Below are 25,585 nucleotides of genomic sequence, written 5' to 3'. Positions count from 1 at the left end.
GTTACGATGTCGACTGCCGTTTCTATTTATCATAATCCGCGCTGCTCAAAGAGCCGTGAAACGTTAAGCCTGCTAAAAGCAAATGGCGTAGAGCCAGAAGTGGTTTTGTACCTGGAGACTCCGCCAGATGCTGACACGCTGAAATCTTTGCTGGAAAAGTTAGGTTTTTCCAGCGCACGCGAACTGATGCGTCAGAAAGAGGATTTGTACAAGGAGTTAAATCTGGCGGATGCCATGTTCAGCGAAGAGCAATTGATTCAGGCAATGGTCGATAATCCAAAACTGATTGAACGCCCGATTGTTCTGGCGAATGGGCAGGCGAGAATTGGCCGCCCGCCGGAGTCAGTGCTGGAAATTTTGTAACTTTGCGATTTAGCTCCCTCACCCTAACCCTCTCCCCCAGGAGAGGGGACTGTCCGGTTTTAGCCTTCACGCTCAGGAGAGGGGATTAACGGTTTTCTCCCTCTCCCTCAGGGAGAGGGCCGGGGTGAGGGTGGTTTTAAAGCCCGAGAATCTCTTTCACAAACGGGATCGTCAGCTTACGCTGCGCGGTAATAGAGGCCAGATCAAGCTGATCGAGCGTCATAAACAACGTGCGCATTTCTCTATCCAAACGTTTGAGCAGAAAACGCCCCACGTCTTCCGGCAGCTCAAACCCACGCAGTCGTGAGCGCAGTTGCAAAGCCTGAAGTTTATCGTCATCGGAAAGCGGTTGTAGCTTGTAGATTTGCCCCCAATCAAGGCGCGATGCAAGATCGGGTAATTGCAGATTAAGCTGGCGCGGAGGCCTGTCACCCGTAATTAACAGGCGCGTTTTTCCTGATTCCAGAATGCGGTTATAGAGATTAAAAATCGCCATCTCCCACAACTCATCACCCGCTACGCACTCGATATTGTCGATACACACCAGCGAAAGCTGCTCCATACCGTCGAGCACTTCCGGAACAAACCAGGTACGTTTATCAAGAGGCACGTAGCCAACAGCTTCGCCTCGTTGCGACAGTTCCGCACAGGCGGCATGCAGCAAGTGGCTGCGCCCTCCTCCTTCTCGCGACCAAAAATAGATATAGCCGCTGTGATCCTGACGGAGCACAGACTGGAGTGCAGCAAGTAAAGAAGGGTTATCACCCGGCCAGAAACTTGCAAAAGTTTCATCGTCAGGCAAATAGAGTGGCAGTGATAGCTGTGCCGGCGTATTCAGAATTACCTCAACCATAACAGGCAGAAAAACGCAGAGAGTTTATCACAGAAATGAAGATCAGTAGAACCGGGCGAACATACCGCCCGGTTTGAGGTAAAACTACGGTTTTACATCGCTTTCTTCAGCATCCAGCACCACTTCTTCCGGGCGCAGGATACTGATCAATTTGAAGATTAAGCTCAAGCCAACACCGACGATAGTCGCCAGCGCCATCCCTTTCAGTTCAGCTGCGCCAATGTGCACTTTCGCGCCACTCACGCCGATGATCAGGATCACGGATGTCAGGATCAGGTTTTGCGTTTTGTTGTAATCGACTTTTGACTCGATCAACACGCGAATACCGGATGCGCCAATCACGCCGTATAGCAGCAAAGAAACACCGCCGATAACCGGAACTGGGATGATTTGGATTGCCGCTGCCAGTTTGCCGACACAAGAAAGCAGTATTGCCAGAATCGCAGCACCGCCAATAACCCAGGTAGAATAAACGCGGGTAATCGCCATTACGCCGATGTTCTCGCCGTAAGTGGTGTTCGGTGTAGAGCCGAAGAAACCAGAGAAAATAGTCGAAATGCCGTTCGCAAACATCGAACGATGCAGGCCAGGATCGCGAATCAAATCTTTCTTCACAATATTCGCCGTAACAACCAGGTGACCCACATGCTCAGCGATAACGACCAGCGCCGCAGGCAGAATGGTGAAGATAGCGAACCACTCAAAACGCGGGGTATAGAAGGTTGGCAAAGCGAACCAGTGTGCTTGTGCAATTGGCGTCACATCAACCACGCCCATGGCAAAGGAGAGCGCATAACCCGCCAGCACACCGATAAGAATCGGGATAATCGCCAGGAAGCCACGGAACAAAACAGAACCGAAAATCGTTACCGCAAGTGTAACCAGCGAGATGATGATGGTCTTTGAATCGGGTGATGCGCCATCTGCTGGTAATAAACCCGCCATATTCGCCGCCACGCCCGCGAGCTCCAGACCGATGACCGCCACAATCGCACCCATTGCTGCTGGAGGGAACATCACATCCAGCCAACCGGTACCGGCTTTTTTCACAATCAGCGCGACGATACAGAACAACACGCCACACATGATAAAACCGCCCAACGCCACTTCATAACCCAGTGGTAAAAGCAGCAATACTGGCGAAATAAAGGCAAAGCTTGAACCCAGATAAGCCGGGATTTTACCTTTACAGATAAAGAGATACAGCAGCGTCCCGATTCCGTTAAATAGCAGCACCGTCGCCGGATTAATGTGGAACAAGATTGGCACCAGAACGGTGGCACCAAACATAGCGAACAGATGTTGCAAACTAAGCGGGATGGTCTGCAAAAGCGGCGGTCTTTCACTTACCCCGATAGCACGGCGTGTCATAGTCGTTTCCTTTGTCTGTCTGTTGTTGTTGTGTTGTAGTCAAAAAAAAGCCGACTCTCAAAGTCGGCTATTTTTTAGTGAATCACTTATTTCGTACCAAAAATCTTATCGCCAGCATCGCCGAGGCCAGGAATAATGTATCCGTGCTCGTTTAAGCCCTGATCGATAGAAGCGGTGAACAGTTCTACATCCGGGTGCGCTTTTTCCAGCGCTGCGATACCTTCTGGTGCAGCCACCAGAACCAGTACTTTGATGCTAGTACAGCCTGCATTCTTCAGCAGGTCGATAGTTGCAATCATTGAACCGCCAGTTGCCAGCATTGGGTCAACCACCAGCGCCATACGTTCTTCAATGTTAGAAACCAGTTTCTGGAAATAAGGAACTGGCTCCAGAGTTTCTTCGTTACGGTAAATACCCACAACGCTGATACGTGCACTTGGAACGTTTTCCAGCACGCCTTCCATCATACCCAGACCGGCGCGCAAAATTGGCACAACGGTAATCTTCTTACCTTTAATCTGATCAACTTCTACCGGGCCGTTCCAGCCTTCGATAGTGACTGTCTCAGTTTCCAGATCCGCCGTTGCTTCGTAAGTCAGCAAGCTGCCAACTTCTGAGGCGAGTTCACGAAAGCGTTTGGTGCTAATGTCGTTCTCACGCATCAGGCCTAGCTTGTGTTTGACGAGTGGGTGTTTGACTTCCACGATCTTCATACTCTTTCTCCCCGAGATAGTTGGCCACCATAAAAAAAATCGCCGGATTATACCGCTTTTTCGTGGCAGTGCTACAGGTATTGGGATTGATCAGGATCAACGAGACTGGAATCAGTATATATCAACAATTATTACATCCCGCTGAATAAGAGGCTCGCAAACGTTTGCCTGCACTGTTAGAATTGCGGCGTTTTTTATTTCTAACCCATCCGCGGGGACTTAGCAGTGACCGACAAAACTTCTCTCAGCTATAAAGATGCCGGTGTTGATATTGATGCTGGTAACGCTCTGGTCGATAAAATCAAAGGCGTAGTGAAAAAAACCCGCCGCCCGGAAGTCATGGGTGGATTAGGCGGTTTCGGTGCGCTGTGTGCGTTACCTCAGAAGTATCGTGAGCCTGTGCTGGTTTCCGGCACCGACGGTGTGGGTACTAAGTTGCGTCTGGCTATGGACTTAAAACGCCACGACACCATCGGCATCGACCTGGTTGCTATGTGTGTCAACGACCTGGTTGTTCAGGGTGCTGAGCCGCTGTTTTTCCTTGATTACTATGCAACGGGCAAACTTGACGTCGAAACTGCTGCCAGCGTTATCACTGGTATTGCCGAAGGTTGTCTGCAATCGGGTTGTTCATTAGTTGGCGGCGAAACCGCTGAAATGCCTGGCATGTACCACGGCGAAGATTACGACGTGGCGGGCTTCTGCGTGGGCGTAGTCGAGAAATCCGAGATTATTGACGGTTCTAAAGTGACCGACGGCGACGTGCTAATTGCGCTGGCATCCAGTGGCCCGCACTCCAACGGTTACTCTCTGGTACGTAAAGTACTGGAAGTCAGTGGTACTGACCCGCTGACCACCGAACTGGAAGGCAAACCGCTGGCCGATCACCTGCTGGAACCGACGCGCATTTACGTAAAACCATTGCTTGAGTTGATTGCCGAAGTTGACGTGCATGCTATCTGCCACCTGACCGGCGGCGGTTTCTGGGAAAACATCCCGCGTGTTCTGCCTGATAACACTCAAGCCGTCATTACCGAATCCTCATGGCAGTGGCCTGCGGTATTCAACTGGCTGCAACAAGCCGGGAATATCAGCCGTCACGAAATGTACCGTACCTTTAACTGCGGCGTCGGTATGCTGATTGCGTTACCTGAAGCCGAAGCGGATAAAGCGGTCGAGTTTTTGAATGCAAAAGGTGAAAACGCCTGGAAAATCGGTAGTATCAAAGCTTCCGATTCCTCTGAGCGCGTGGTTATTGAGTAATGAAACGCATTGTGGTGCTAATTTCCGGCAACGGAAGCAATTTGCAGGCGATTATTGATGCCTGCAAGCTTAAAAAGATTAACGGCACCGTAGCCGCTGTATTCAGTAATAAAACCGATGCTTATGGTCTTGAGCGTGCGCGTGAGGCAGAGATCCCTGCCCACGCGTTAACCGCCAGCCAGTTCGCCGACCGTGCAGCGTTTGATCGTGAACTAATGCTTGAGATCGACGCTTACGCACCGGATTTGGTGGTGCTCGCCGGTTACATGCGGATTCTTAGCCCTGAATTTGTCACGCATTACACTGGCCGTCTGATCAACATCCACCCTTCTTTATTGCCTAAATATCCCGGCCTGAATACCCATCGTCAGGTGCTGGAGAACGGTGATGAAGTCCACGGGACATCGGTGCATTTTGTTACCGAAGAACTCGATGGTGGGCCGGTGATTCTTCAGGCCAAAGTCCCGGTTTTTGACGGTGACGATGAAGACGACATCACTGCTCGTGTACAGCACCAGGAGCATGCAATTTATCCTCTGGTAGTGTCCTGGTTTATCGAAGGGCGTCTGGAGATGCGTGAAAATAGCGCCTGGCTTGATGGCAAAGCGTTACCAGTTCAAGGTTATGCCGCAGAAGAGTAGAACAATACAGTGGCGGTTCCCCGCCACCGTTTATCGCGCTCGTTCGTTCACCACTTTCATCAGCAGCACTGTCGCTGCCAACACAAGCGTAATACCATTTGCTATCATCAGGGGAACATCCCCGTTACTCATTCCATATAGCAACCAACAGAGCACGCCGAAAACAAACACCAGATACATGCTCAGGGATATCGCTTTAGTATCGCGATTCTTCAGGATATGCAGCACCTGTAGCGCAAATGACCCCGTAGTGCAGCACGCGGCAACAGGCCCAAGCCAGGCTAAATCAATCATCTTGTTTGACTCCATCGCAATGGATTAACACGCACTCCCGCTCATTCCAGCCTGCTGGCAACGGTCGTGGACGATAAATTTCTACATTCCGCAGCGCCAAATCTTTAACGCCGTTGGCATACAGACCAGGCAAACCGCCAGGATACGCTTCCACGCCGAAAGCTCGTTGCGTTTGCGGATTCAGGCACCAGGCGTTGTCCAGCCCCATTCCGGTTGGTGAGAGCGGATTACAAGGTGGGCGAATGTCATATAACCCTTGTTCAGGTGAGGTGCTGACTCTTTGCGTGAGTTGTAGGCCCTCAAGAACGATATGTCTGACTTGTCCGGGTAATTCGCTATGCATATTAATGGCCCCATCACTTACTCCTGAAAGGCCGCGAAACTGAATAAATTCGATTTCACCTGGAAGGATTTCCGGGTCACGGGCGCGCACTGAAAGATAAACAGGGTCGGCTTTGCCCCAATGACAGGCGTGAGCCATCTCGCAGCTAAAGGTAATGTTGCTGAAAATCATGCGACGCAAACGTCCGCCATCTCGGGAAACAAGCCCTATCGCCCGGTTTGACTCATAGATGACGCAGTTGGTTACGCAAATATCTTCGATGTCTTCCCATGTTTCTGTACCAATTTTCAACGCGCAGCTCTTAGAGCGAAGCGTGCAATTACTCACGACAACCTGCCGTGTTGCACGTTGCAACGGCGCGGGTTTACGGCTGGTCTTGAGGCAAATGGTGTCATCGGCTGCACTGAAGTGGCTGTTGCTGATATGCACCTGCTGGCAGCTGTCGATGTCCAGCGCATCCGTATTCGCCATCGACAGGTCGTTATCCACGGTAATGCCACTCACTTTTACCTGCTGGCACGCAACGAGGTGAATGGTCCACATCGGGGCATTCTCAATGGTAAAATCTTGCAGTTGGACCTTAGTGCAATCTTCGAAAACAATCATGCGTGGACGGTGTTTGGCAGGCTGCCGATACCCCATTTCATCAGCATGCGGTGCAAACCACCCCTCCGCATTGCCGTTAATTTTTCCGGCACCACAAACCGTAATATTGTGCGCGCCAATTGCGTACAGAAAAGCCCAGTTGGAACACTCTGCTGTACTTTGAGTCGTGGCCTGCTGGAAATGACGATAATCATCACTAACCACCAATTCCGCGCCTGCCTGCAAATAAAGTGTGATATTCGAATGCAGTGTTAACCCGCCCAGTTTGTAGCAGCCACTCTCAACTTCCAGCGTCCCCCCACCTTGCTGTGCCAGTGTATCCAGCGCCTGTTGGAAGCGAAGCGTATCTTGATTTTTATCGTCATTACTCGCCCATTGTGGGGTCAGAGTCAGTTTCATGGTTCTCTCATCACTCAATGTAAAAGATCCTGATATCTCACCACGCACCATTTCTGCGCTCTATGGGTTAAGCCTGCCTGACGGACAGAAATGCAGTCTCGCTCGCAAAATACGTTTTGCGCAGGCTATAAAGGTGATCGGCTTCACAGTAGGTTTGAGGGGCACTTTTTCATTAGTGATGTAAGTCACACTTTATTGCCCCTCTACGCCTCTATGTCACCCCAACGGCGTGGAACAGTGAACATTCGTTCGGTATTTCCTCGCATCCTTCGCATTACCAGACAAAACCCCTGCAGGGGTCGTGGAGAATGTTGCCCTCACTTCGTAACGTTATGCCTGACAAAAGTACCGCTTCAGCAGGAAGGGAAGTCAAAAATGACTCCTGCCTCAACTTCTGTTTAAGGAACAGACCATGACAAATACACCGCTATCACCAACCCGTGAACACACTACCGAGCTCATTGATAGCCTGATTGGTGGACTGGTCGACATCAAAGACGCTGATGGGCGTTTTTTACAACGCCTCAGTGATGGCCGGATTGTTGATACCAAAGGGTGGGCAGGTTGGGAATGGACTCACGGAATCGGTCTGTTTGGGTTATATCGCTACTATCAGGTCAGTGGTTCTGAACGAGCCAAAGAGATTATCGACCTCTGGTTTAGCGATCGTTTTGCCGAAGGCACGCCGGTTAAGAACGTCAATACCGCCTGCCCTTTCCTGACATTGGCATTGTGTTATGAGGAGCAGCCAAATCCACAATGGCTCCCCTACCTGGAAACCTGGGGGCGCTGGCTCCAGCATCAACTGCCACGTACCGATGAAGGCTGTTTCCAGCATGTCACTTATGAAAACGACCATCACCAGCAAATCTGGGACGACACGCTGATGATGGCGGTGCTTCCACTGGCTCGCATCGGTAAATTACTCAATAAACCAGAGTGGATTGAGGAAGCGAAGTATCAGTTTACTCAGCATATTCAGTACCTGGCTGAGCCTAAAACGGGGCTGTGGTATCACGGCTGGAACTTTGATGGACGTCACCATTTTGCCGGAGCGCTATGGGCTCGTGGGAACAGCTGGATTACGCTCGCCATTCCTGAATTTTTGGAGCTGTTAGATTTACCGCCGCAGGACGCGCTCTATCGCCAACTGTGCAATGTGTTACGCAATCAGGTTGCAGCACTTGCCGAATGCCAGGCGGAAAATGGTTTGTGGCCAACCCTGCTTAACGATCCAGAAAGCTATGTTGAAGCCTCTGCCAGCGCCGGGTTCGCGGCTGGCATCTTCAAGGCCGTTCGTTTGGGCTACCTTGAGAGCCATTGGCTACCAGTGGCACAACGTGCAACCGAGGGGGTAATCAACCACATCACGCCGCAAGGGGAACTGACGCAAGTTTCGTTTGGTACGGCGATGGGGCACGATCTGGACCACTATCGAAACATTCCTCTGACCTCAATGCCTTACGGTCAAGCGATGGCGATCCTCTGCCTGGTTGAGTCACTGCGTTTACACATCTAGCCATTAATTGTTTAGCTATCAGGTGGATAAAGCTTTTGCTGTATCCACCTTTTTTATCCGCTTTTTTCCCCACTAGCCTGTCAGTTTCGCTAGCTCTTTGCTTAAACTTCCGGCAAGCGCTCTGGCTCGTCCGGCATCAAACATGACATGCATGGCGGGAGGGATATCGCTCCATTTACCGCAAAAATCCTCCATTTCATGTGCCGTTCCATAGAGTGCCTGAATATTGGCCTGGCATACTTCACGCAGACTCCAGTTATTCTCAACTTCGCGAGCATAGTGCAGCGTAAAAAAGGCTTTTTGGGCATGAATAAACGCCCGGCAATATAAAAACAGCCCTTGCCATTCAGTCTGCCAGCGTTGAGCTAATGCCGGAGGGAAGTCGGCATTTTGTGCAAATTCAAATGCCTGACGCTGGATATTTTCAGCCCCTTGCCACGCTAAATCTTTCTCTGCCGCGATCAAGGAGAGTTTCCGGGATGTCGCTGCGGCATCCTGATTGTCAAAGACGATGTCATCTGCTGAGCCGGGCAACCAGTGGTTGCGGTTAAGCTGACCATACAAACTCCAGACCACCTGACCGTAGCTTTCAGGTAACAGACTGTGACGATGAAAAACATGGTGACGAGCGTAAATGGCGCTGTAAATCACCTGATGCGCCTGTTCAAACAACACCTTCAGACTCTGAAGCTGTTGTTCATCCGCTTGCCATTGCCAGCACTCCATTAACCAACGTTTTAGCAGTTGCGATGTACTTTCTGATGGGGCGTCTGACTCGAGAAACCTTGCACAACAAAAGAGGTTAAACTCACTTAAGGTACCGATCACACTGTGATTATCAATACCTTCCCAGCTTGCTTTGCATAACACACCTTTGATAGTCGGGTTGCTGGCCTGGCACCACAGTAATCGCCCCTGAATTTCATCCGCACGGATAAACGGCAGGTTTCCCCAACACACTTCTTCCCCAGCAGCGTCAACTTCCACCCAGACTTCACGGTCTGATATTGCCAGCAATGCCGGATTATTAGGAAATTCGGGCCAGAAGCGTTCCGGTGTGAGTTTTATCGACACCGCCACATCGGCGGGCAAACCAGCGATAGCGTCGAGAACCGGCTCAACTCCGTCGATACTGGCGGGGAAAAGACGCAATACCAGTTGTTTATGGTGGCGTTTCATGACCTGGGCGGCGGCATTAAAACAGCAACGGTAAAGTGCCGTACTGGCCGATTTTTTTTGCTGCGCCACGTTCGCTTTCCAGTCTGGCGCCGCGATTGGTACCAGGCTGTCAGTATTTGAAATCGCCAGCAGCAGACCATCTATCGCGGGAATCTGCTTACAGATCAGCGCCAGTTTATCTGCCAGATACTGGCTCCAGAAATCAGCATCAAAACGCAGACCGCCGTGGCCATCAAATAACTGGGGTTGTTGCAGGAGTAAATCAGCGGGAAAACCAATCTCTTTAGCCTGAAGATAGAAACGCAAGCCACGTGCCTTGCAGTACTGCGCTAAGCGATTCAGGTAAACGCAGCAACCACGTTGATGCACGGAGATACGGTCATTGTGTTGCGCCGGAGTGTAGCCCGCCGGGGTAACAAGCTTGCCCAGTAAATCGGTTTGCCCGATCACCACAGTATTAAAGTTATGCGCACACGCATAATCAACAAACTGGCAGGCTTGATGCCAGTTCCATAGCTCCTGGTTGTTCAGTTCAAGCGCCCGTGTTTCCCACATCCCCAGCCCCTACCACTTTATAAAACGCCATTTTAATTAAAAAATGGCGGCGCTACTGTCTTGCGTCTCACAGTGCTGAAAGTGAGAAAGTAGTTGGTTTACGGCCATTGTTGGACATTCCACGTCAAAGCTCGCCATAATGTCAGACGTGACGGAATTTTTACGTCTACGAAAACGGAGTGTGAGGGCTAATGGGTCAGGATAAGCTGTATATCGAAAAAGAACTGAGCTGGTTGTCTTTTAACGAACGTGTACTCCAGGAAGCAGCGGACAAAATTAATCCGCTGATCGAGAGAATGCGTTTTCTCGGCATCTATTCGAATAACCTTGATGAATTTTACAAGGTCCGATTCGCTGAACTTAAACGGCGGATCCTGATCAGTGAAGAACAAGGTACGGCTCCCAACTCGCGCCATTTACTCAATAAAATTCAGGCGCGAGTTCTGAAGGCTGATCAAGAATTTGATGGGTTGTATAACGATCTGCTGTTGGAAATGGCGCGTAATCAGATCTTCTTGATCAACGAACGCCAGCTTTCCCCCAATCAGCAAAACTGGCTACGCCACTATTTCAAACATTATCTACGCCAGCACATCACACCTATTTTGATTAACCACGACACCGATTTGGTGCAGTTCCTCAAAGATGATTACACCTATCTGGCGGTAGAAATTATTCAGGGCAGCGATATTCGTTACGCGCTGCTGGAAATCCCGTCCGATAAAGTGCCGCGCTTTGTGAATTTACCCCCTGAAGCGCCGCGCCGCCGCAAGCCGATGATCCTGCTGGATAACATTCTGCGCTATTGCCTGGACGACATTTTCAAAGGCTTCTTCGATTACGACGCACTGAACGCCTATTCGATGAAAATGACGCGCGATGCCGAGTACGACCTGGTGACCGAAATGGAATCCAGTCTGCTGGAATTGATGTCTTCGAGCCTGAAACAGCGCTTAACCGCAGAGCCGGTGCGTTTTGTTTATCAACGAGATATGCCTGATGCGATGGTCGAAATGCTGCGTAATAAGCTGACGATCACGAATTACGATTCCATCGTGCCTGGCGGCCGTTACCATAACTTCAAAGATTTCATTAGCTTCCCAAATGTTGGCAAAGCCAATCTGGTCAATAAACCGTTGCCGCGACTGCGCCATATTTGGTTCGATAAATTCCGCAACGGTTTTGATGCAATCCGTAACCGTGACGTACTGCTTTACTATCCGTACCACACCTTTGAGCACGTGCTGGAATTGCTGCGCCAGGCCTCGTTCGACCCAAGCGTACTGGCAATTAAAATCAATATTTATCGCGTGGCGAAAGACTCGCGCATTATCGAATCGATGATTCATGCTGCGCATAACGGGAAGAAAGTCACCGTTGTGGTTGAATTGCAGGCACGTTTTGATGAAGAAGCGAATATTCACTGGGCAAAGCGCCTGACTGAAGCGGGCGTACACGTTATTTTCTCCGCACCAGGCCTTAAAATTCACGCCAAACTCTTCCTGGTTTCCCGTAAAGAAGGTGACGAAGTGGTGCGTTACGCTCACATTGGCACCGGCAACTTTAACGAGAAAACCGCGCGTCTTTATACCGACTATTCGCTGCTCACCGCGGATGCGCGCATCACCAATGAAGTGCGTCGGGTATTTAACTTTATCGAAAACCCGTATCGTCCGGTCACGTTCGAGCATCTGATGGTTTCGCCACAAAACTCGCGTCGTCTGCTTTATGATTTGGTCGATAAAGAGATTGCGAATGCGCAAAACGGCGAACCGTCTGGCATTACACTGAAACTGAATAACCTGGTCGATAAAGGGCTGGTAGATCGCCTGTATGCGGCTTCAAGCTCAGGGGTGAAAGTTAATTTACTGGTGCGCGGCATGTGTTCGCTTATCCCTAATCTGGATGGCATCAGCGATAACATCCGTGTGATCAGCATCGTTGACCGTTTTCTGGAACACGATCGCGTGTATATCTTTGAAAACGGCGGCGATAAGAAAGTCTATCTCTCCTCCGCTGACTGGATGACACGTAACATTGATTACCGCATCGAAGTGGCTGTCGCTATTCTCGATCCGCGCCTGAAACAGCGGGTGCTGGATATTATTGAGATACTGTTCAGCGATACCGTGAAAGCGCGCTATGTCGACAAAGAACTCAGTAATCGCTATGTTCCACGCGGTAACCGCCGCAAGGTACGCTCCCAACTGGCGATTTACGATTACATTAAATCTCTGGAACAACCTGAATAACCTATGCCGATAAAAAAACATGCCCCTCGCCCGCAGGAGTTCGCTGCGGTCGATCTCGGCTCAAACAGCTTCCATATGGTGATTGCCCGTGTGGTTGACGGCGCAATGCAAATCATCGGGCGCTTGAAACAACGCGTCCATCTGGCTGATGGTCTGAATGCAGATAACGAGTTAAGCGAAGAAGCGATGGAACGTGGGCTGTCATGCCTGGCGTTATTTGCTGAGCGCCTTCAGGGGTTTTCTGCGGACAATGTTTGTATCGTCGGGACGCACAGTTTGCGCCAGGCGGTAAACGCCGAAGAGTTCCTTAAACGTGCCGAGCGCGTTATCCCCTATCCGATCGAAATCATTTCCGGCAACGAAGAAGCGCGCCTGATATTCATGGGGGTGGAACATACCCAACCTGAAAAAGGCCGCAAGCTGGTTATTGATATTGGTGGTGGATCAACCGAGCTCGTGATTGGCGAAGATTTCGAACCCATGCTGGTTGAAAGCCGCCGCATGGGCTGTGTGAGCTTCGCGCAAAACTTTTTCCCTCAAGGGATTATCACGCCAGAAAATTTCAAACGCGCGCGCCTTGCTGCAGTGCAAAAGCTGGAGAATCTTTCCTGGCAGTATCGTTTGCAAGGCTGGAATGTGGCGATGGGCGCGTCTGGTACCATCAAAGCCGCGCATGAAGTGCTGGTCAATATGGGCGATAAAGATGGGATTATTACCCCTGAGCGCCTGGAAAAACTGCGCGATGAAGTTCTGAAATTTAAAAATTTCAATTCAATGAGCCTGCCGGGTTTATCCGAAGAGCGTAAAGCCGTATTTGTGCCTGGCCTCGCCATTCTCTGCGGTGTGTTTGACTCTCTGGCGATTCGCGAACTGCGCCTGTCAGATGGAGCATTACGCGAAGGCGTGCTGTATGAAATGGAAGGTCGTTTCCGCCATCAGGATATTCGTATTCGCACCGCGCAAAGTCTCGCTGACCAGTACCATATCGATAGCGATCAGGCTAAACGTGTATTAACCACCACCGAGCATATTTATCAGCAATGGGAGATTCAAAACCCAAAACAGGCTAATCCACAGATGGCCGCGCTGCTGAAATGGTCGGCGATGCTTCACGAAGTGGGGCTGAATATTAATCACAGTGGGCTACATCGCCACTCGGCTTATATTCTACAACACAGCAACCTGCCGGGCTTTAATCAGGAACAGCAGATGTTGATTGCTTCTCTGGTGCGCTATCACCGCAAAGCGATAAAGATTGACGATCTGCCACGTTTTACCCTGTTTAAGAAAAAGCAGTTCTTGCCCTTAATTCAGATCCTGCGTCTGGGCGTCTTGCTGAATAACCAGCGCCAGGCAACCACCACGCCGCCGACGCTGGTGCTGGAAACAGATGAAAACCACTGGACGCTGCGTTTCCCATACGACTGGTTTAGTCAGAACACGCTGGTGCTGCTTGATTTGGAGCGTGAACAGCAATACTGGGAAAATACCTCAGGATGGCGGCTATCTATTGAAGAGGAGGCCGGCCCGGACGTGGCGGCCTGACAGTAAAAACAACAAACGCCCTGCGGGGCGTTTGTCTTTTCTATGTCTCAACTTTCTGCGTAAGAAGTGACTCAAGCGGTCGCGGATGCCCAACCAAATAGCCCTGAATATAATCGATTCCCAGGCTTTGCACGGCTGCTTTGACCTGTTCACTTTCAACATACTCCGCCACCAGCTGCATCTTTTTTATCCGTGCCAACTGGCAGATAGAATCCACAATCTGATAATCCAGGCTACTAGTCAGCATATTGCGAATAAAGCTGCCGTCGATTTTGAGGATGTCCGCGCTGATATCTTTCAGGCGTGCATAACTGGCATAGCCCGTGCCAAAATCGTCAATCGCAACCCGGCAGCCCATATTTTGTAATGCGGTCAACGTCGCATTAACTTGCTCTATATTGGTTAATGCGTTGCTTTCAGTAATTTCAAAAATAAGTTGCCAGGGTTCGATGTTGTAGCATTTCAACAAGCGTTTCACTTCGCCTGCAAACTGTAAACGCCCCACCGACGCCGGTGTTAAATTTATCGAAAAGCGGCTACCAGGAAGCTGTTCACGATGGTTATCCATAAATGTTAATGTGGCTTCTAATACCCATTTGTCGATTTTAGAAGATAAGCCAAATTCGTGTGCGACTGACAAAAATGCGTCAGGCATAAACAGGTTATCTCCTTCGTTATCGCCCTTCATACGCAGCAAAATTTCATGATACGTATCACCGCGAACCCCTTCGATTCGCTGCACCATCAAGACGAAATTCCCGGTATCAATCGCTGCCTGCAAGCGGTTCATCATCACCACTTTATTTCTTACCGCGTTCTGCAGGTGGTTTGACCCCTGCTGTTGCAAGCTTTCTGGTTTTGAGGTTGAAAGCGACAAATCAGCCATGGTGCTGAGTTCGCCTAACAGGTAGTAAATGTGTGTCACTGGCTGGCGAACGTGGCAATAACTGATGCCCACTTGTGGCTGCATCGCCATCCCGTCCCACATAAAGCGGAACTGTTTCACATGCTGGTCAAGAGACTCAATGCGCTCATGATATGAGTCATAATTCACGCGCACGGCCAATTCATGGCCTGACAGGTGATAAACATCTTCGTTATCGGTCAAAAAGGGTTGCAGATAATCATTGAGCTGCTGCTTATATTGGATACGAAGTTGCACCCCGTAGTTACGCCCTAAAAGCTCAAGTTCAGGCACCCGCAGAAAAGCTAACGCTGACCATGGATGGCGGGATAAATCACGGTTAAGCGCCCGCAGATTCGCCATTTGTACGATGGGGTCAATAAAGGCCACTCGACGCGCTTTTCTGTGCAAAAAGCGCTGGCGAGTCGTGACAACCGCCATGAGATAAATGGTCATAGAGAAAACGGCGTAGCAAGATGAAGCGATCGCCAGATGGAGTTGGAAGCCCATGTAAGGCGGCAAATAGTTATAAAAGCCGCTGCACAGGATGGTTAAAATAATGGTCCAACTTGTCGTGATAAACAGGAACCCAAAACGCATCGCGCCCCACAACATCAGCGGCAGGATTAACGTAAGTGTGTAATCAGTGGTGAAAATGGTGCTGGCACCATTATTGGGTACCAGCAGCAGGCTAATCAAAAGGACGACCAGTGCGGCCCAAAGTGCCATCTCAGTTTTCGTCACACCGGTCTGCATTTGAGCTTTCATCCGCGAAACAAACGAGAAAGCAAAACGCGGGTTACGGCACATTCGAATGACGGTATAGAAGAATGGCATCCCTGTTAAACAGCCAATCAGGACCGCCTGGAAATTGATTAACGTCCGAGCATGAAGCAGGCTTTCTACGCTGCTACTGCCCGCATCAGCGTACCAGCCAAAGAAAACCCCCAGTTGATAGATAGCCACAAATATCAAAGAGTTGACTAACACCAACCAAACCATGCGTTGTGCCGTAAGGGTAATGGCACCAAACATGATAGAACTACGCCTGGGAACAAAAATATGATAGCCGCCCCAGCTTATCGTGATGGGAATTAAGAAATGAATCACCGCCATTAACGGGGCGAACTCACCACGCAACGGGATAAAGTAGATGAGTAGTGCAAGAATAATTCCCGGCAGGGCTGACCATGCGAAAACCAACATCAATGCGGTCATCAAACCCAGCGGCATATAGACCAGGAATACTCGCCCGCCATCCATCACGGTTTGGGCGTTACACCACATGGCTATGGGAAGTAAAATACTCGGGAGCACCAAAGGAAGCGCCCACCATTTGTCCTTAGATTTCTTATACCAGCTTGCCAGATACATTCGTTATCGCCAAAAACCCTGTCATCCCGCGTGGGTAAAATTCGAACAGGAATCCAGCCTGGCCGATAAAACCATATTGCTATGGGATAGAGTGCCGATTTTAGTTAGGGAGGAGCTTACTAAGATGATCTCAATCAATTTTTGCCGGAGTTTTAATTTCTTTAGTAAAGAAATTAAAATAAATACTGGGTATATATTAATCAACTAAAATTAAGAAATGTTTATATAACAAGGGTGAATGTTTCCGTGAGCCACTCTGAGATGTCCTGGAATTGACCTTCGGGCACCACTGTGTATAAATACCACCGTCGCCCGAGGTTGACGGGTAAACATCAAGGATCATTTGCGTGACACAGGTTACGAGTATGCGAAGACGACATAAGTTTAACAATCGTATGACCCGCATTATTCTGCTCATCAGTTTTCTCTTCCTTTTTGGCCGTTTTGTCTACTCTGCCATCGGTGCCTGGTACCATCATCAGGACAAAGTAGAAGCACAGCAAAACAGTCTGTCTGTGGACAATACTAGCCGGTAACGCCTCACCTCAAAATATTGATACTCTCACTGCCGAACAGGTGGTCGATGCTGCACGTCTGAAGGTTGTGAAATGAGCGCGGATGACATCCTATACTCTAACGACACGCAGTGAACTGCACAGAATATGTTTGTGACAAGGAGAGAGTAGATGATACATGTCTTTGGCCATCTAAATCCCGATAGCGATACCGTCTGCACTGCGTACATGGCTGCGCGCTGGCTGACGATAAAAGGGCGAAATGCCCAGGCATTTCGGCTCGGTGAGTTAAACAGAGAAACGGACTATATTTTTCGCCATGCGGGCCTGACGCCTCCGACGCTGCTTGATGATTCCCTTGCTGGCAAAGATGTTTGGCTGGTTGATTTCACAGAACCCGCTCAAGGGCCAACCTCACTAAGTGAAAGCAATATCATCGGCATTATTGACCATCACCGTCTTGGCGGCCTGATCACTCAACTCCCTCCTGAAGTGTGGATAAAACCTGTCGGCAGCAGTGCGACATTATTATGGCAGTTGATGACTCCGACTATTCGTCAAGAGATTTCCCGCAGCGAAGCCATTTTGCTTTTGGGAGCGGCGCTTAGTGATACCGTCGCACTTCGCTCGCCGACCACCACTGACGAAGACCACCTGGCAGTAGATGAGCTCTGCTCTCTCGCAAAAGTGGGTCGGGAAGATTTCATTCGTGATCTGCTGACCGCCAAGACTGATATTACCGGTTTGAGTGCAGACGAACTGCTGAATAAAGACAGTAAAATGTTTGATATTTCGGGGAATAAAGTACTGGCCGCACAGCTCGAATTATATTCTCTTGAGCAGGCAGAACCGCTCATCGATGAGCTTAAATCAGCGATGGTACAGCGGGTCACGACTTCAGGAGCTGGCCTGGTGGTTTTGATGCTGACCGATATCAGCGCTGAGTGCTCAAGGCTCTATTTTGCTGGTCCTGCACTTGCCGATAACGCCCCTTGCACCATCGCCGGGATGTTAAGTCGCAAAAAACAACTACTTCCATGGCTGCATGCGCGGCTCGGTTAAATTGCATCATAAAAAAAGCCCATTAAATAATGGGCTTCGATTCAACTGACTGCCAGATAGTGACAGTTATGCCTGACGGCTCGTTATTCCCATTCGATAGTCGCTGGCGGTTTGCCAGAAATATCGTAAACCACGCGGGAAATGCCATTCACTTCGTTGATGATGCGGTTGGATACACGGCCAAGGAAATCGTAAGGCAGGTGTGCCCAATGTGCCGTCATAAAGTCGATGGTTTCCACAGCACGCAGTGAAACAACCCAATCGTATTTACGGCCATCGCCCATCACGCCAACAGAACGCACCGGCAGGAACACCGTGAACGCCTGGCTGACTTTGTTGTAGAGATCTGCTTTATGCAGCTCTTCAATAAAGATGGCATCGGCACGACGCAGCAGGTCGCAATACTCTTTCTTCACTTCGCCCAACACGCGCACACCAAGACCTGGCCCTGGGAACGGGTGACGGTACAGCATGTCGTATGGCAAGCCCAGTTCCAGACCGATTTTGCGCACTTCATCTTTGAACAGCTCACGCAGCGGCTCAACCAGACCCATCTTCATCTCTTTCGGCAGGCCGCCCACATTGTGGTGAGATTTGATGACGTGTGCTTTACCGGTAGCCGAGGCCGCAGATTCGATAACGTCAGGGTAAATAGTGCCCTGCGCCAGCCACTTCACGTCTTCCAGTTTCAGTGCTTCTTCATCGAAGACTTCAACAAACACGCGGCCGATGATTTTACGTTTCGCTTCTGGATCGTTCTCGCCCGCTAATGCATCAAGGAAGCGTTTTTCGCCTTCAACGTGAACAATGTTCAGACCGAAGTGGTCACCGAACATATCCATAACTTGCTGAGCTTCGTTCAAACGCAACAGACCGTTATCTACGAAGACGCAGGTCAGACGATCGCCAATCGCACGGTGCAGTAGCATTGCGGTCACGGAAGAATCCACGCCACCGGACAGGCCAAGAATGACTTTGTCGTTGCCCACCTGTTCACGCAGACGAACAATTGCGTCTTCGATGATTTTTGCTGGTGTCCACAGCGCTTCGCAGCCGCAGATATCCAGTACAAAACGCTCCAGCAAACGCTGGCCCTGACGGGTATGGGTCACTTCCGGGTGGAACTGCACGCCATAAAAACGTTTTTCTTCGTTTGCCATAATAGCGAACGGACAGGTTTCGGTGCTGGCAACGGTAACGAAGTCTGAAGGGATCGCGGTGACTTTATCGCCGTGGCTCATCCAGACATCCAACAGCGGTTTGCCGTCGGCACTCAGTGAATCTTCAATGCCGCGAACCAGAGCGCTGTCGGTTTTGACTTCAACCTGCGCATAGCCAAACTCGCGTTCGGTAGAAGATTCTACGTGACCGCCAAGTTGCATTGCCATGGTCTGCATGCCGTAGCACACACCAAATACTGGCACGCCTGCGGTAAAGACATATTCAGGTGCACGTGGGCTATTGTGCTCAGTCGTGCTTTCCGGTCCACCAGAAAGAATGATACCGCTTGGATTAAATTCACGAATTTGTGCTTCAGTGACATCCCATGCCCACAGTTCACAGTAAACGCCTAGCTCACGTACGCGGCGTGCGACAAGTTGAGTGTACTGAGAACCGAAATCGAGGATAAGTATGCGATGTTTATGGATGTTTTCCGTCATTGACGCTTATTCCGAGGCAAGTGAAACAGGTAAAGAGAATCGCCCAACGTAAAGTTGGGCGAGGAGAATCAGGAGCCCATACGGTAGTTCGGGGACTCTTTAGTAATCGTCACATCGTGGACGTGACTTTCCTGAATGCCCGCACCGCTGATGCGTACAAATTCCGCTTTAGTACGCAGTTCATTGATGGTACCACAGCCGGTCAGACCCATACAGGAACGCAGGCCGCCCATTTGCTGGTGAACGATCTCTTTCAGACGACCTTTGTAAGCCACACGGCCTTCGATACCTTCCGGTACCAATTTGTCAGCAGCGTTGTCAGTCTGGAAGTAACGGTCTGAAGAACCTTTGGACATCGCGCCCAGAGAGCCCATACCGCGGTAAGATTTGAAAGAACGGCCCTGGTAAAGTTCGATTTCCCCAGGAGATTCTTCAGTCCCTGCCAACATACCGCCAACCATGACCGCAGATGCACCCGCAGCGATGGCTTTTGCGATATCACCTGAGAAGCGGATACCGCCATCAGCGATAACAGTGATGCCAGTCCCTTCCAGTGCTTCAACGGCATCAGCAACGGCTGTGATTTGCGGAACGCCCACGCCGGTTACGATACGCGTAGTACAGATGGAACCTGGACCGATACCGACTTTCACAGCGCTTACGCCAGCTTCAGCCAGTGCACGAGCACCAGCGGCTGTTGCCACGTTACCGCCAATGATTTGCAGGTCAGGATATTTCGCGCGGGTATCGCGAATACGTTGCAGAACACCTTCGGAATGGCCATGAGAGGAGTCAATCAGTAAAACGTCGACACCAGCAGCGACCAGAGCGTCGATACGCTCTTCGTTGCCCGCACCTGCGCCTACGGCCGCCCCAACACGCAAACGTCCCTGCTCGTCTTTACAGGCGTTAGGTTTACGTTCAGCTTTCTGGAAGTCTTTTACGGTGATCATTCCGCGCAGATGGAAGTTAGCGTCTACAACCAGCGCTTTCTCAACACGTTTTTCGTGCATTTTGGACAGGACAACATCACGCGCTTCGCCTTCTTTCACGGTAACCAGACGCTCTTTCGGAGTCATGTACACGCTAACAGGCTGGTTCAGGTCGGTCACAAAACGCACGTCACGACCGGTGATGATACCGACCAGTTCGTTTTCTTCGGTAACAACCGGGTAACCGGCGAAACCGTTACGGGCGGTAAGTTCTTTAACTTCGTGCAAAGTGGTCGTCGGCAATACGGTCTGTGGGTCAGTCACAACGCCACTTTCGTGTTTTTTCACGCGTTTGACTTCATCAGCCTGGCGCTCAATCGACATGTTTTTGTGAATGAAACCCAATCCACCTTCCTGAGCCAATGCGATGGCCAGACGGGCTTCCGTTACGGTATCCATTGCTGCGGACAGCATAGGGATATTCAAACGAATAGTTTTGGTCAGTTGGGTGCTGAGATCAGCCGTATTAGGCAGAACTGTAGAGTGAGCTGGAACGAGGAGAACGTCATCAAACGTCAGTGCTTCTTTAGCGATTCGTAGCATGGCAATATCTCAACCTGGGGTGAATGAGAACAGATAAAATATTGCCGCGGCATTATACAGAGCGTAAGCGATTGCATCCACACTTTTTTCACAAAACACCTTGCCAAGTGCGATATGAAAGGTACTATCGACCGAATAACTTGCTGATTTAAAATTTGATCCAGGTCACATGCCAACGATAAATACCCCTTCAATTTTTACCGTCAGCCGTCTTAATCAGACGGTCCGCATGCTGCTGGAACAAGAAATGGGGCAAGTCTGGATCAGCGGTGAAATTTCCAACTTTACCCAACCCGCTTCCGGTCATTGGTACTTCACTCTCAAAGACGATACCGCACAAATTCGCGGCGCAATGTTTCGCAACAGCAATCGACGCGTCACCTTCCGCCCGCAACACGGGCAACAGGTTTTGGTGCGCGCCACTCTTACGTTGTATGAGCCGCGTGGTGATTATCAGATAATCGTTGAGAGTATGCAGCCTGCGGGTGAAGGGTTATTACAGCAGCAATACGAAGAACTGAAGCTGCGTCTCACCGCAGAAGGGTTGTTTGAACAGATTCATAAACAACCGCTGCCAACGCCTGCGCATCAGGTCGGGGTGATTACCTCAAAAACCGGTGCCGCACTGCATGACATTCTGCATGTACTAAAACGTCGCGATCCTTCCCTGCCAGTCATCATATACCCAACTGCCGTGCAAGGTGCTGATGCACCGCTGCAAATCGTTCGCGCGATTGAACTGGCAAACCTGCGCAAAGAGTGTGATGTGCTGATTGTGGGACGTGGCGGTGGTTCGCTGGAAGATTTATGGAGCTTTAACGACGAACGCGTTGCTCGTGCTATTTTCGCGAGCCAAATTCCGGTAGTTAGCGCCGTAGGGCATGAAACTGACGTCACGATCGCCGATTTTGTGGCAGATGTTCGTGCACCGACCCCTTCGGCTGCCGCAGAGATTGTCAGCCGTAACCAACTTGAATTACTGCGCCAGCTTCAGTCCCAGCAACAACGTATAGAAATGGCGATGGATTACTACCTCGCCCAGCGTTCGCAGCGTTTCACACGCCTGCATCATCGTTTACAGCAACAACATCCGCAGTTGCGTTTAGCACGCCAGCAAACCACGCTAGAGCGCTTACAGCAGCGTCTGAATATCGCGATGGATGCGAAACTGCGACGTACCTCGCAACAACAGCAACGTTTGATGCAGCGCTTAAATCAGCAACAACCGCAGCCACGTATTCACCGCGCCCAAACTCGTTTGCAGCAGCTTGAATATCGTTTATCGCAGGTTGTGACTGCGCGGCTGAACAATACACGTCAGCGATTCGGCACCGCTATCGCACAGCTTGAAGCAGTCAGCCCACTGGCTACACTTGCGCGTGGATATAGCGTGACAACAGCAACCGACGGCAAAGTGCTGAAGAAGACAAAACAGGTGCATTCCGGGGATACGCTAACGACGCGTCTGGAAGATGGTTGGGTGGAAAGCCAGGTCACCGGCATTACACCGGTGAAACCTAAACGCACGCGCAAAACAGCGGCGAAAAGCTAAAACTTAGTTAGCAACAGGCACGAATTCGACGCGTTTTTTCGAAATCAATCCGTGGCCGTTCTGGCAGAAATAGTCGACGGCACCGCACGCTTTTAAAACTTCCAGCGGCTTGTGACAATCCGGGCAGCGGGCTTCAAGAATGAAATGCTGATTGCAGCTTTCACATTGCATTCCATTGTCAGTCTCGACCAATGGCTTATCACAATTTGGGCAGTTGAGTTCCATCATTTCTCCTCATAGAAAACGGGAGCCTGAGGCTCCCGTTACTGATTACTTGCTTTTCTTGATGTGCTTGATCAAACGCTTACGTTTACGCATCTGGTTCGGCGTCAGGGTGTTACGTTTGTTGGCAAACGGGTTCTCCCCTTCTTTGAACTGGATACGGATTGGCGTACCCATCACATCCAGCGATTTGCGGAAGTAGTTCATCAAATAGCGCTTGTAGGAATCAGGCAGGTCTTTAACCTGGTTGCCGTGAATCACTACGATTGGCGGGTTATAACCACCGGCGTGAGCATATTTCAGCTTAACACGACGACCACGAACTAGCGGTGGCTGGTGATCTTCAGCAGCCATGGTCATGATGCGAGTCAGAAGCGCTGTGCTTACGCGACGTGTAGAACTGTCATAAGCTTCACGCACAGATTCGAACAGGTTGCCCACGCCACTGCCGTGCAACGCAGAAATAAAGTGCACGCGAGCAAAGTCGATAAAGCCAAGACGATAATCCAGCGTCTCTTTGACTTGCTCTCTGACTTCGTTGCTCAGGCCATCCCACTTGTTGACCACAATCACCAGTGAGCGCCCACTATTCAGGATAAACCCGAGCAGAGACAGATCCTGATCGGAGATACCTTCGCGAGCATCAATAACCAGCATGACAACGTTGGCATCTTCGATCGCTTGCAGGGTTTTAATTACCGAGAATTTTTCAACGGTTTCAGTGATTTTTCCACGTTTGCGCACCCCAGCGGTGTCGATGAGAATGTATTCACGCTCATCACGCTCCATTGGGATATAGATGCTGTCACGCGTCGTTCCTGGCATGTCGTAAACCACAACACGGTCTTCGCCAAGAATACGGTTGGTGAGCGTTGACTTACCTACGTTCGGACGACCGACAATCGCCAGTTTGATTGGCAAATCCTGAGGGTTGAAAGCTTCTTCTTCCTCTTCTTCTTCAATCTCTTCGTCTTCAGAAACAATGCCATTTTTAGCATTGAATGCCGCCCAATAGGCTGCATCTTCGTCGATTTCTTCTTCCGGCTCGCGCGGATTTGTTTCGTCGATAAACGGAATCAGCACGTGTTCCAGCAGGGTTGTTACACCGCGGCCGTGAGAGGCTGCAATCGGGTGAATTTCACCTAACCCCAAAGAGTAGAAGTCGATAACTGCCTGGTCAGGATCCATACCGTCAGTTTTGTTCGCCACCAGGAAGGTAGGCTTCTGACGAGAACGCAGATGTTTGGCAATGGCTTCATCGGCAGGCATCAGGCCCGCACGTGCATCCACCATAAACAACACGACATCAGCTTCTTCAATCGCTAACAGCGATTGTGCAGCCATGTGCGTTTCAACGCCGTCTTCAGTGCCATCAATACCGCCGGTATCGATGGCAATAAATTCGCGACCTTCCACTTCAGCACGACCATACTTGCGGTCGCGAGTCAGCCCCGGGAAATCCGCGACCAGCGCATCTCGGGTACGCGTCAAGCGGTTAAACAGCGTGGATTTTCCGACATTAGGGCGCCCGACAAGCGCAACCACAGGTACCATGATAAAAGCCTCATTACTCAAAATTCATCATAAAACGACGTCAAATCACGTCGTTTCTAAAAACAGGAAACGGCTCCCGGACTACAGGAACCGTTTCGCACTCATAATTACTTCAGGCAAGTTTAGCGCTTGATAGCGTACAACGTACCGTCTTTTGACTGAATTAACAGCTTGTCACTTGCGACAACTGGCTCAGTCTGGAATCCAGAACTGTCCACTTTTTGTTGGGCAACAAAGCGACCGTCATCAGCATTAATCCAATGCATGTAACCTTCGGCGTCACCAACAACCAGATAGCCGTTGTACAAAACAGGTGAAGTCAGATTACGGTGCAGCAGATCACTTTGGGTCCACAGTGTAACGCCGCCATCCGCATTCAGGGCAATCACGCGGTCATTTTGGTCGACGAGGAAAATACGGTTCGCATCAACAATAAAGTCATTTACTGAACCCAGCTCACGTTTCCACATCACCTGGCCTGAACGTAAGTCCAGTGCAGTCAGGTTGCCATTAAATGCCAGCGCATAGACCACACCGTTAACAATAACAGGAGTCGTATCAACATCGCTCAGACGGTCAATTTCAGTCGCACCGGTTGCCTGAGAGATACGCTGCTGCCAAATCAGCTGACCTTGCTTCATCAGAACTGCACTTACGCGACCGTTATCACCGCCAACAATTGCGGCACCAAACGCGACTGCAGGTGCTGATTCACCGCGCAGAGAAAGTGCAGGCATATCGAGGTTAACAGTCCATTTCACAGCGCCGTCTGCCTCATCAAATGCCTGAAGCTGACCATTGCTGGTGTGAACCAGAACTAAACCTTCGCTGACCACTGGGCGAGAAAGTACTTCGCCTGCAGCTTTGCTTTGCCACGCAATACTACCATCAGAGGTGTTAAGCGCATAAACCTGTGCTTTTTCACTACCGACGTAAAGATGTGCACCTTCAACCGTTACGCCGCCAGAAAGCAGTGCGGGCAGGTTGCTGGAATAAAAATTCGTCTTTTCAGAAAGGTCGATAGACCAGACTTCTTTACCGTCGTCCGCGTTAACGGCTTTTACGGTACCACGGCGATCGGCGGCATAAATGTTGCCGTCCTGCCATGCTGGATGCAAATTGGAATAGAAATCACCAATTCCGCTACCAACAGAAGTACTCCATGATTTTTCAGGTTCAAATTGGTTTTCAACTGTCGGCAGTGGAGACATCTTAACCACATCTTCTTCACCGCTAAACAGTGAACAACCGCTGAGCAGCGTCAGAGAAATCAGCCCTGGTACAAGTAGTTTACGCAATTGCATCGGGTC

At 50.3% G+C, this 25,585-nt stretch carries 21 protein-coding genes; 9 read left to right on the top strand and 12 right to left on the bottom strand.

The window, feature by feature from the left end; genetic code table 11:
• Window positions 1-6: 6 nt before the first annotated feature.
• Window positions 7-363 carry an arsenate reductase (glutaredoxin) gene (gene arsC / locus OH773_RS05490; protein WP_270143745.1) on the top strand — a complete coding sequence of 119 codons (357 nt, stop codon included), beginning with the start codon at window positions 7-9 and terminating at the stop codon, window positions 361-363.
• Between the two features lie 136 nt (window positions 364-499).
• On the opposite strand, the gene OH773_RS05485 is transcribed toward arsC, so the two are convergent.
• The 3 genes from OH773_RS05485 to upp form a co-directional block, all read right to left on the bottom strand.
• The gene (locus OH773_RS05485) at window positions 500-1,201 is read right to left on the bottom strand and encodes a DnaA inactivator Hda (protein ID WP_221200562.1); all 702 of its coding nucleotides are present in this window, start codon (window positions 1,199-1,201) and stop codon (window positions 500-502) included.
• Window positions 1,202-1,300: 99 nt separating this feature from the next.
• The gene (gene uraA, locus OH773_RS05480; protein ID WP_270143744.1) at window positions 1,301-2,587 is read right to left on the bottom strand and encodes a uracil permease; all 1,287 of its coding nucleotides are present in this window, start codon (window positions 2,585-2,587) and stop codon (window positions 1,301-1,303) included.
• A gap of 86 nt (window positions 2,588-2,673) precedes the next feature.
• On the bottom strand, window positions 2,674-3,300 hold the full coding sequence (gene upp, locus OH773_RS05475; protein WP_270143742.1) for a uracil phosphoribosyltransferase: 627 nt from the start codon (window positions 3,298-3,300) through the stop codon (window positions 2,674-2,676).
• A gap of 225 nt (window positions 3,301-3,525) precedes the next feature.
• On the opposite strand from upp, the gene purM reads away from it, so the two are divergent.
• Together purM and purN are read left to right on the top strand one after the other, a co-directional pair.
• Complete coding sequence (purM, locus tag OH773_RS05470; RefSeq protein ID WP_270143740.1) at window positions 3,526-4,563, top strand: phosphoribosylformylglycinamidine cyclo-ligase; 1,038 nt, start codon at window positions 3,526-3,528, stop codon at window positions 4,561-4,563.
• Entirely contained in the window at window positions 4,563-5,204 is a 642-nt protein-coding gene (gene purN, locus OH773_RS05465; protein ID WP_270143738.1) for a phosphoribosylglycinamide formyltransferase, read from the top strand. Before purM ends, purN begins: the two co-directional genes overlap by 1 nt.
• A gap of 30 nt (window positions 5,205-5,234) precedes the next feature.
• Here purN and OH773_RS05460 read toward each other — a convergent pair whose 3' ends face one another.
• Window positions 5,235-5,498, bottom strand: a complete 264-nt coding sequence (locus tag OH773_RS05460; RefSeq protein ID WP_183270172.1) for a SemiSWEET family sugar transporter — start codon at window positions 5,496-5,498, stop codon at window positions 5,235-5,237.
• The gene (locus OH773_RS05455) at window positions 5,491-6,846 is read right to left on the bottom strand and encodes a glycoside hydrolase family 28 protein (RefSeq protein WP_270143736.1); all 1,356 of its coding nucleotides are present in this window, start codon (window positions 6,844-6,846) and stop codon (window positions 5,491-5,493) included. The genes OH773_RS05460 and OH773_RS05455 overlap by 8 nt, the downstream gene beginning before the upstream one ends.
• A gap of 412 nt (window positions 6,847-7,258) precedes the next feature.
• Between OH773_RS05455 and bglB the strand changes: the two genes are divergently transcribed.
• On the top strand, window positions 7,259-8,365 hold the full coding sequence (gene bglB / locus OH773_RS05450) for a beta-galactosidase BglB (protein WP_270143733.1): 1,107 nt from the start codon (window positions 7,259-7,261) through the stop codon (window positions 8,363-8,365).
• A gap of 72 nt (window positions 8,366-8,437) precedes the next feature.
• Here bglB and OH773_RS05445 read toward each other — a convergent pair whose 3' ends face one another.
• On the bottom strand, window positions 8,438-10,099 hold the full coding sequence (locus tag OH773_RS05445; protein WP_270143731.1) for a hypothetical protein: 1,662 nt from the start codon (window positions 10,097-10,099) through the stop codon (window positions 8,438-8,440).
• 191 nt (window positions 10,100-10,290) lie between these two features.
• On the opposite strand from OH773_RS05445, the gene ppk1 reads away from it, so the two are divergent.
• Window positions 10,291-12,351, top strand: coding sequence for a polyphosphate kinase 1 (ppk1, locus tag OH773_RS05440; protein ID WP_270143729.1), 2,061 nt, complete (start codon window positions 10,291-10,293; stop codon window positions 12,349-12,351).
• A 3-nt stretch (window positions 12,352-12,354) separates the two neighbouring features.
• A complete protein-coding gene (gene ppx, locus OH773_RS05435) occupies window positions 12,355-13,896 on the top strand; it encodes an exopolyphosphatase (RefSeq protein WP_270143726.1) in 1,542 nt (513 codons plus the stop codon).
• Between the two features lie 40 nt (window positions 13,897-13,936).
• Here the strand turns inward: ppx and OH773_RS05430 are convergent, their stop codons facing one another.
• A complete protein-coding gene (locus OH773_RS05430; protein WP_270143724.1) occupies window positions 13,937-16,174 on the bottom strand; it encodes a sensor domain-containing phosphodiesterase in 2,238 nt (745 codons plus the stop codon).
• Between the two features lie 347 nt (window positions 16,175-16,521).
• Between OH773_RS05430 and OH773_RS05425 the strand changes: the two genes are divergently transcribed.
• The gene (locus OH773_RS05425) at window positions 16,522-16,710 is read left to right on the top strand and encodes a YfgG family protein (protein ID WP_270143722.1); all 189 of its coding nucleotides are present in this window, start codon (window positions 16,522-16,524) and stop codon (window positions 16,708-16,710) included.
• A gap of 150 nt (window positions 16,711-16,860) precedes the next feature.
• Window positions 16,861-17,751 (top strand): DHH family phosphoesterase, encoded by an 891-nt coding sequence (locus tag OH773_RS05420; protein ID WP_270143720.1) that lies wholly within the window; start codon window positions 16,861-16,863, stop codon window positions 17,749-17,751.
• Window positions 17,752-17,834: 83 nt separating this feature from the next.
• Here OH773_RS05420 and guaA read toward each other — a convergent pair whose 3' ends face one another.
• Both guaA and guaB read right to left on the bottom strand, forming a co-directional pair.
• Complete coding sequence (gene guaA / locus OH773_RS05415) at window positions 17,835-19,412, bottom strand: glutamine-hydrolyzing GMP synthase (protein ID WP_270143718.1); 1,578 nt, start codon at window positions 19,410-19,412, stop codon at window positions 17,835-17,837.
• Between the two features lie 68 nt (window positions 19,413-19,480).
• Window positions 19,481-20,947: an IMP dehydrogenase gene (gene guaB, locus OH773_RS05410; protein ID WP_183270183.1), complete on the bottom strand. Its 1,467-nt coding sequence runs from the start codon at window positions 20,945-20,947 to the stop codon at window positions 19,481-19,483.
• Window positions 20,948-21,116: 169 nt separating this feature from the next.
• On the opposite strand from guaB, the gene xseA reads away from it, so the two are divergent.
• A complete protein-coding gene (gene xseA / locus OH773_RS05405) occupies window positions 21,117-22,499 on the top strand; it encodes an exodeoxyribonuclease VII large subunit (protein ID WP_270143715.1) in 1,383 nt (460 codons plus the stop codon).
• 3 nt (window positions 22,500-22,502) lie between these two features.
• Here xseA and OH773_RS05400 read toward each other — a convergent pair whose 3' ends face one another.
• The 3 genes from OH773_RS05400 to bamB form a co-directional block, all read right to left on the bottom strand.
• Window positions 22,503-22,724: a zinc ribbon domain-containing protein gene (locus OH773_RS05400; RefSeq protein ID WP_442865674.1), complete on the bottom strand. Its 222-nt coding sequence runs from the start codon at window positions 22,722-22,724 to the stop codon at window positions 22,503-22,505.
• Between the two features lie 45 nt (window positions 22,725-22,769).
• Complete coding sequence (der, locus tag OH773_RS05395) at window positions 22,770-24,275, bottom strand: ribosome biogenesis GTPase Der (protein ID WP_270143713.1); 1,506 nt, start codon at window positions 24,273-24,275, stop codon at window positions 22,770-22,772.
• 122 nt (window positions 24,276-24,397) lie between these two features.
• Window positions 24,398-25,579 carry an outer membrane protein assembly factor BamB gene (bamB, locus tag OH773_RS05390; protein ID WP_270143711.1) on the bottom strand — a complete coding sequence of 394 codons (1,182 nt, stop codon included), beginning with the start codon at window positions 25,577-25,579 and terminating at the stop codon, window positions 24,398-24,400.
• Between the last annotated feature and the right edge of the window lie 6 nt (window positions 25,580-25,585).

This window comes from Buttiauxella sp. WJP83, assembly GCF_027594725.1.
GTDB classification, from domain to species: domain Bacteria; phylum Pseudomonadota; class Gammaproteobacteria; order Enterobacterales; family Enterobacteriaceae; genus Buttiauxella; species Buttiauxella selenatireducens.
The sequence above is the reverse complement of the archived record's forward strand: the minus strand, read 5'-3'. Positions and strand labels throughout refer to the sequence as shown.

Bases quoted from the DNA above. Each gene is read 5' to 3' on its own strand.
- arsC (WP_270143745.1), top strand. From the start codon at position 7: ATGTCGACTGCCGTTTCTATTTATCATAATCCGCGCTGCTCAAAGAGC.
- uraA (WP_270143744.1), bottom strand. From the start codon at position 2,587: ATGACACGCCGTGCTATCGGGGTAAGTGAAAGACCGCCGCTTTTGCAG.
- upp (WP_270143742.1), bottom strand. From the start codon at position 3,300: ATGAAGATCGTGGAAGTCAAACACCCACTCGTCAAACACAAGCTAGGC.
- purN (WP_270143738.1), top strand. From the start codon at position 4,563: ATGAAACGCATTGTGGTGCTAATTTCCGGCAACGGAAGCAATTTGCAG.
- OH773_RS05460 (WP_183270172.1), bottom strand. From the start codon at position 5,498: ATGATTGATTTAGCCTGGCTTGGGCCTGTTGCCGCGTGCTGCACTACG.
- OH773_RS05455 (WP_270143736.1), bottom strand. From the start codon at position 6,846: ATGAAACTGACTCTGACCCCACAATGGGCGAGTAATGACGATAAAAAT.
- bglB (WP_270143733.1), top strand. From the start codon at position 7,259: ATGACAAATACACCGCTATCACCAACCCGTGAACACACTACCGAGCTC.
- OH773_RS05445 (WP_270143731.1), bottom strand. From the start codon at position 10,099: ATGTGGGAAACACGGGCGCTTGAACTGAACAACCAGGAGCTATGGAAC.
- ppk1 (WP_270143729.1), top strand. From the start codon at position 10,291: ATGGGTCAGGATAAGCTGTATATCGAAAAAGAACTGAGCTGGTTGTCT.
- ppx (WP_270143726.1), top strand. From the start codon at position 12,355: ATGCCGATAAAAAAACATGCCCCTCGCCCGCAGGAGTTCGCTGCGGTC.
- OH773_RS05430 (WP_270143724.1), bottom strand. From the start codon at position 16,174: ATGTATCTGGCAAGCTGGTATAAGAAATCTAAGGACAAATGGTGGGCG.
- OH773_RS05420 (WP_270143720.1), top strand. From the start codon at position 16,861: ATGATACATGTCTTTGGCCATCTAAATCCCGATAGCGATACCGTCTGC.
- guaA (WP_270143718.1), bottom strand. From the start codon at position 19,412: ATGACGGAAAACATCCATAAACATCGCATACTTATCCTCGATTTCGGT.
- guaB (WP_183270183.1), bottom strand. From the start codon at position 20,947: ATGCTACGAATCGCTAAAGAAGCACTGACGTTTGATGACGTTCTCCTC.
- xseA (WP_270143715.1), top strand. From the start codon at position 21,117: ATGCCAACGATAAATACCCCTTCAATTTTTACCGTCAGCCGTCTTAAT.
- OH773_RS05400 (WP_442865674.1), bottom strand. From the start codon at position 22,724: ATGGAACTCAACTGCCCAAATTGTGATAAGCCATTGGTCGAGACTGAC.
- der (WP_270143713.1), bottom strand. From the start codon at position 24,275: ATGGTACCTGTGGTTGCGCTTGTCGGGCGCCCTAATGTCGGAAAATCC.
- bamB (WP_270143711.1), bottom strand. From the start codon at position 25,579: ATGCAATTGCGTAAACTACTTGTACCAGGGCTGATTTCTCTGACGCTG.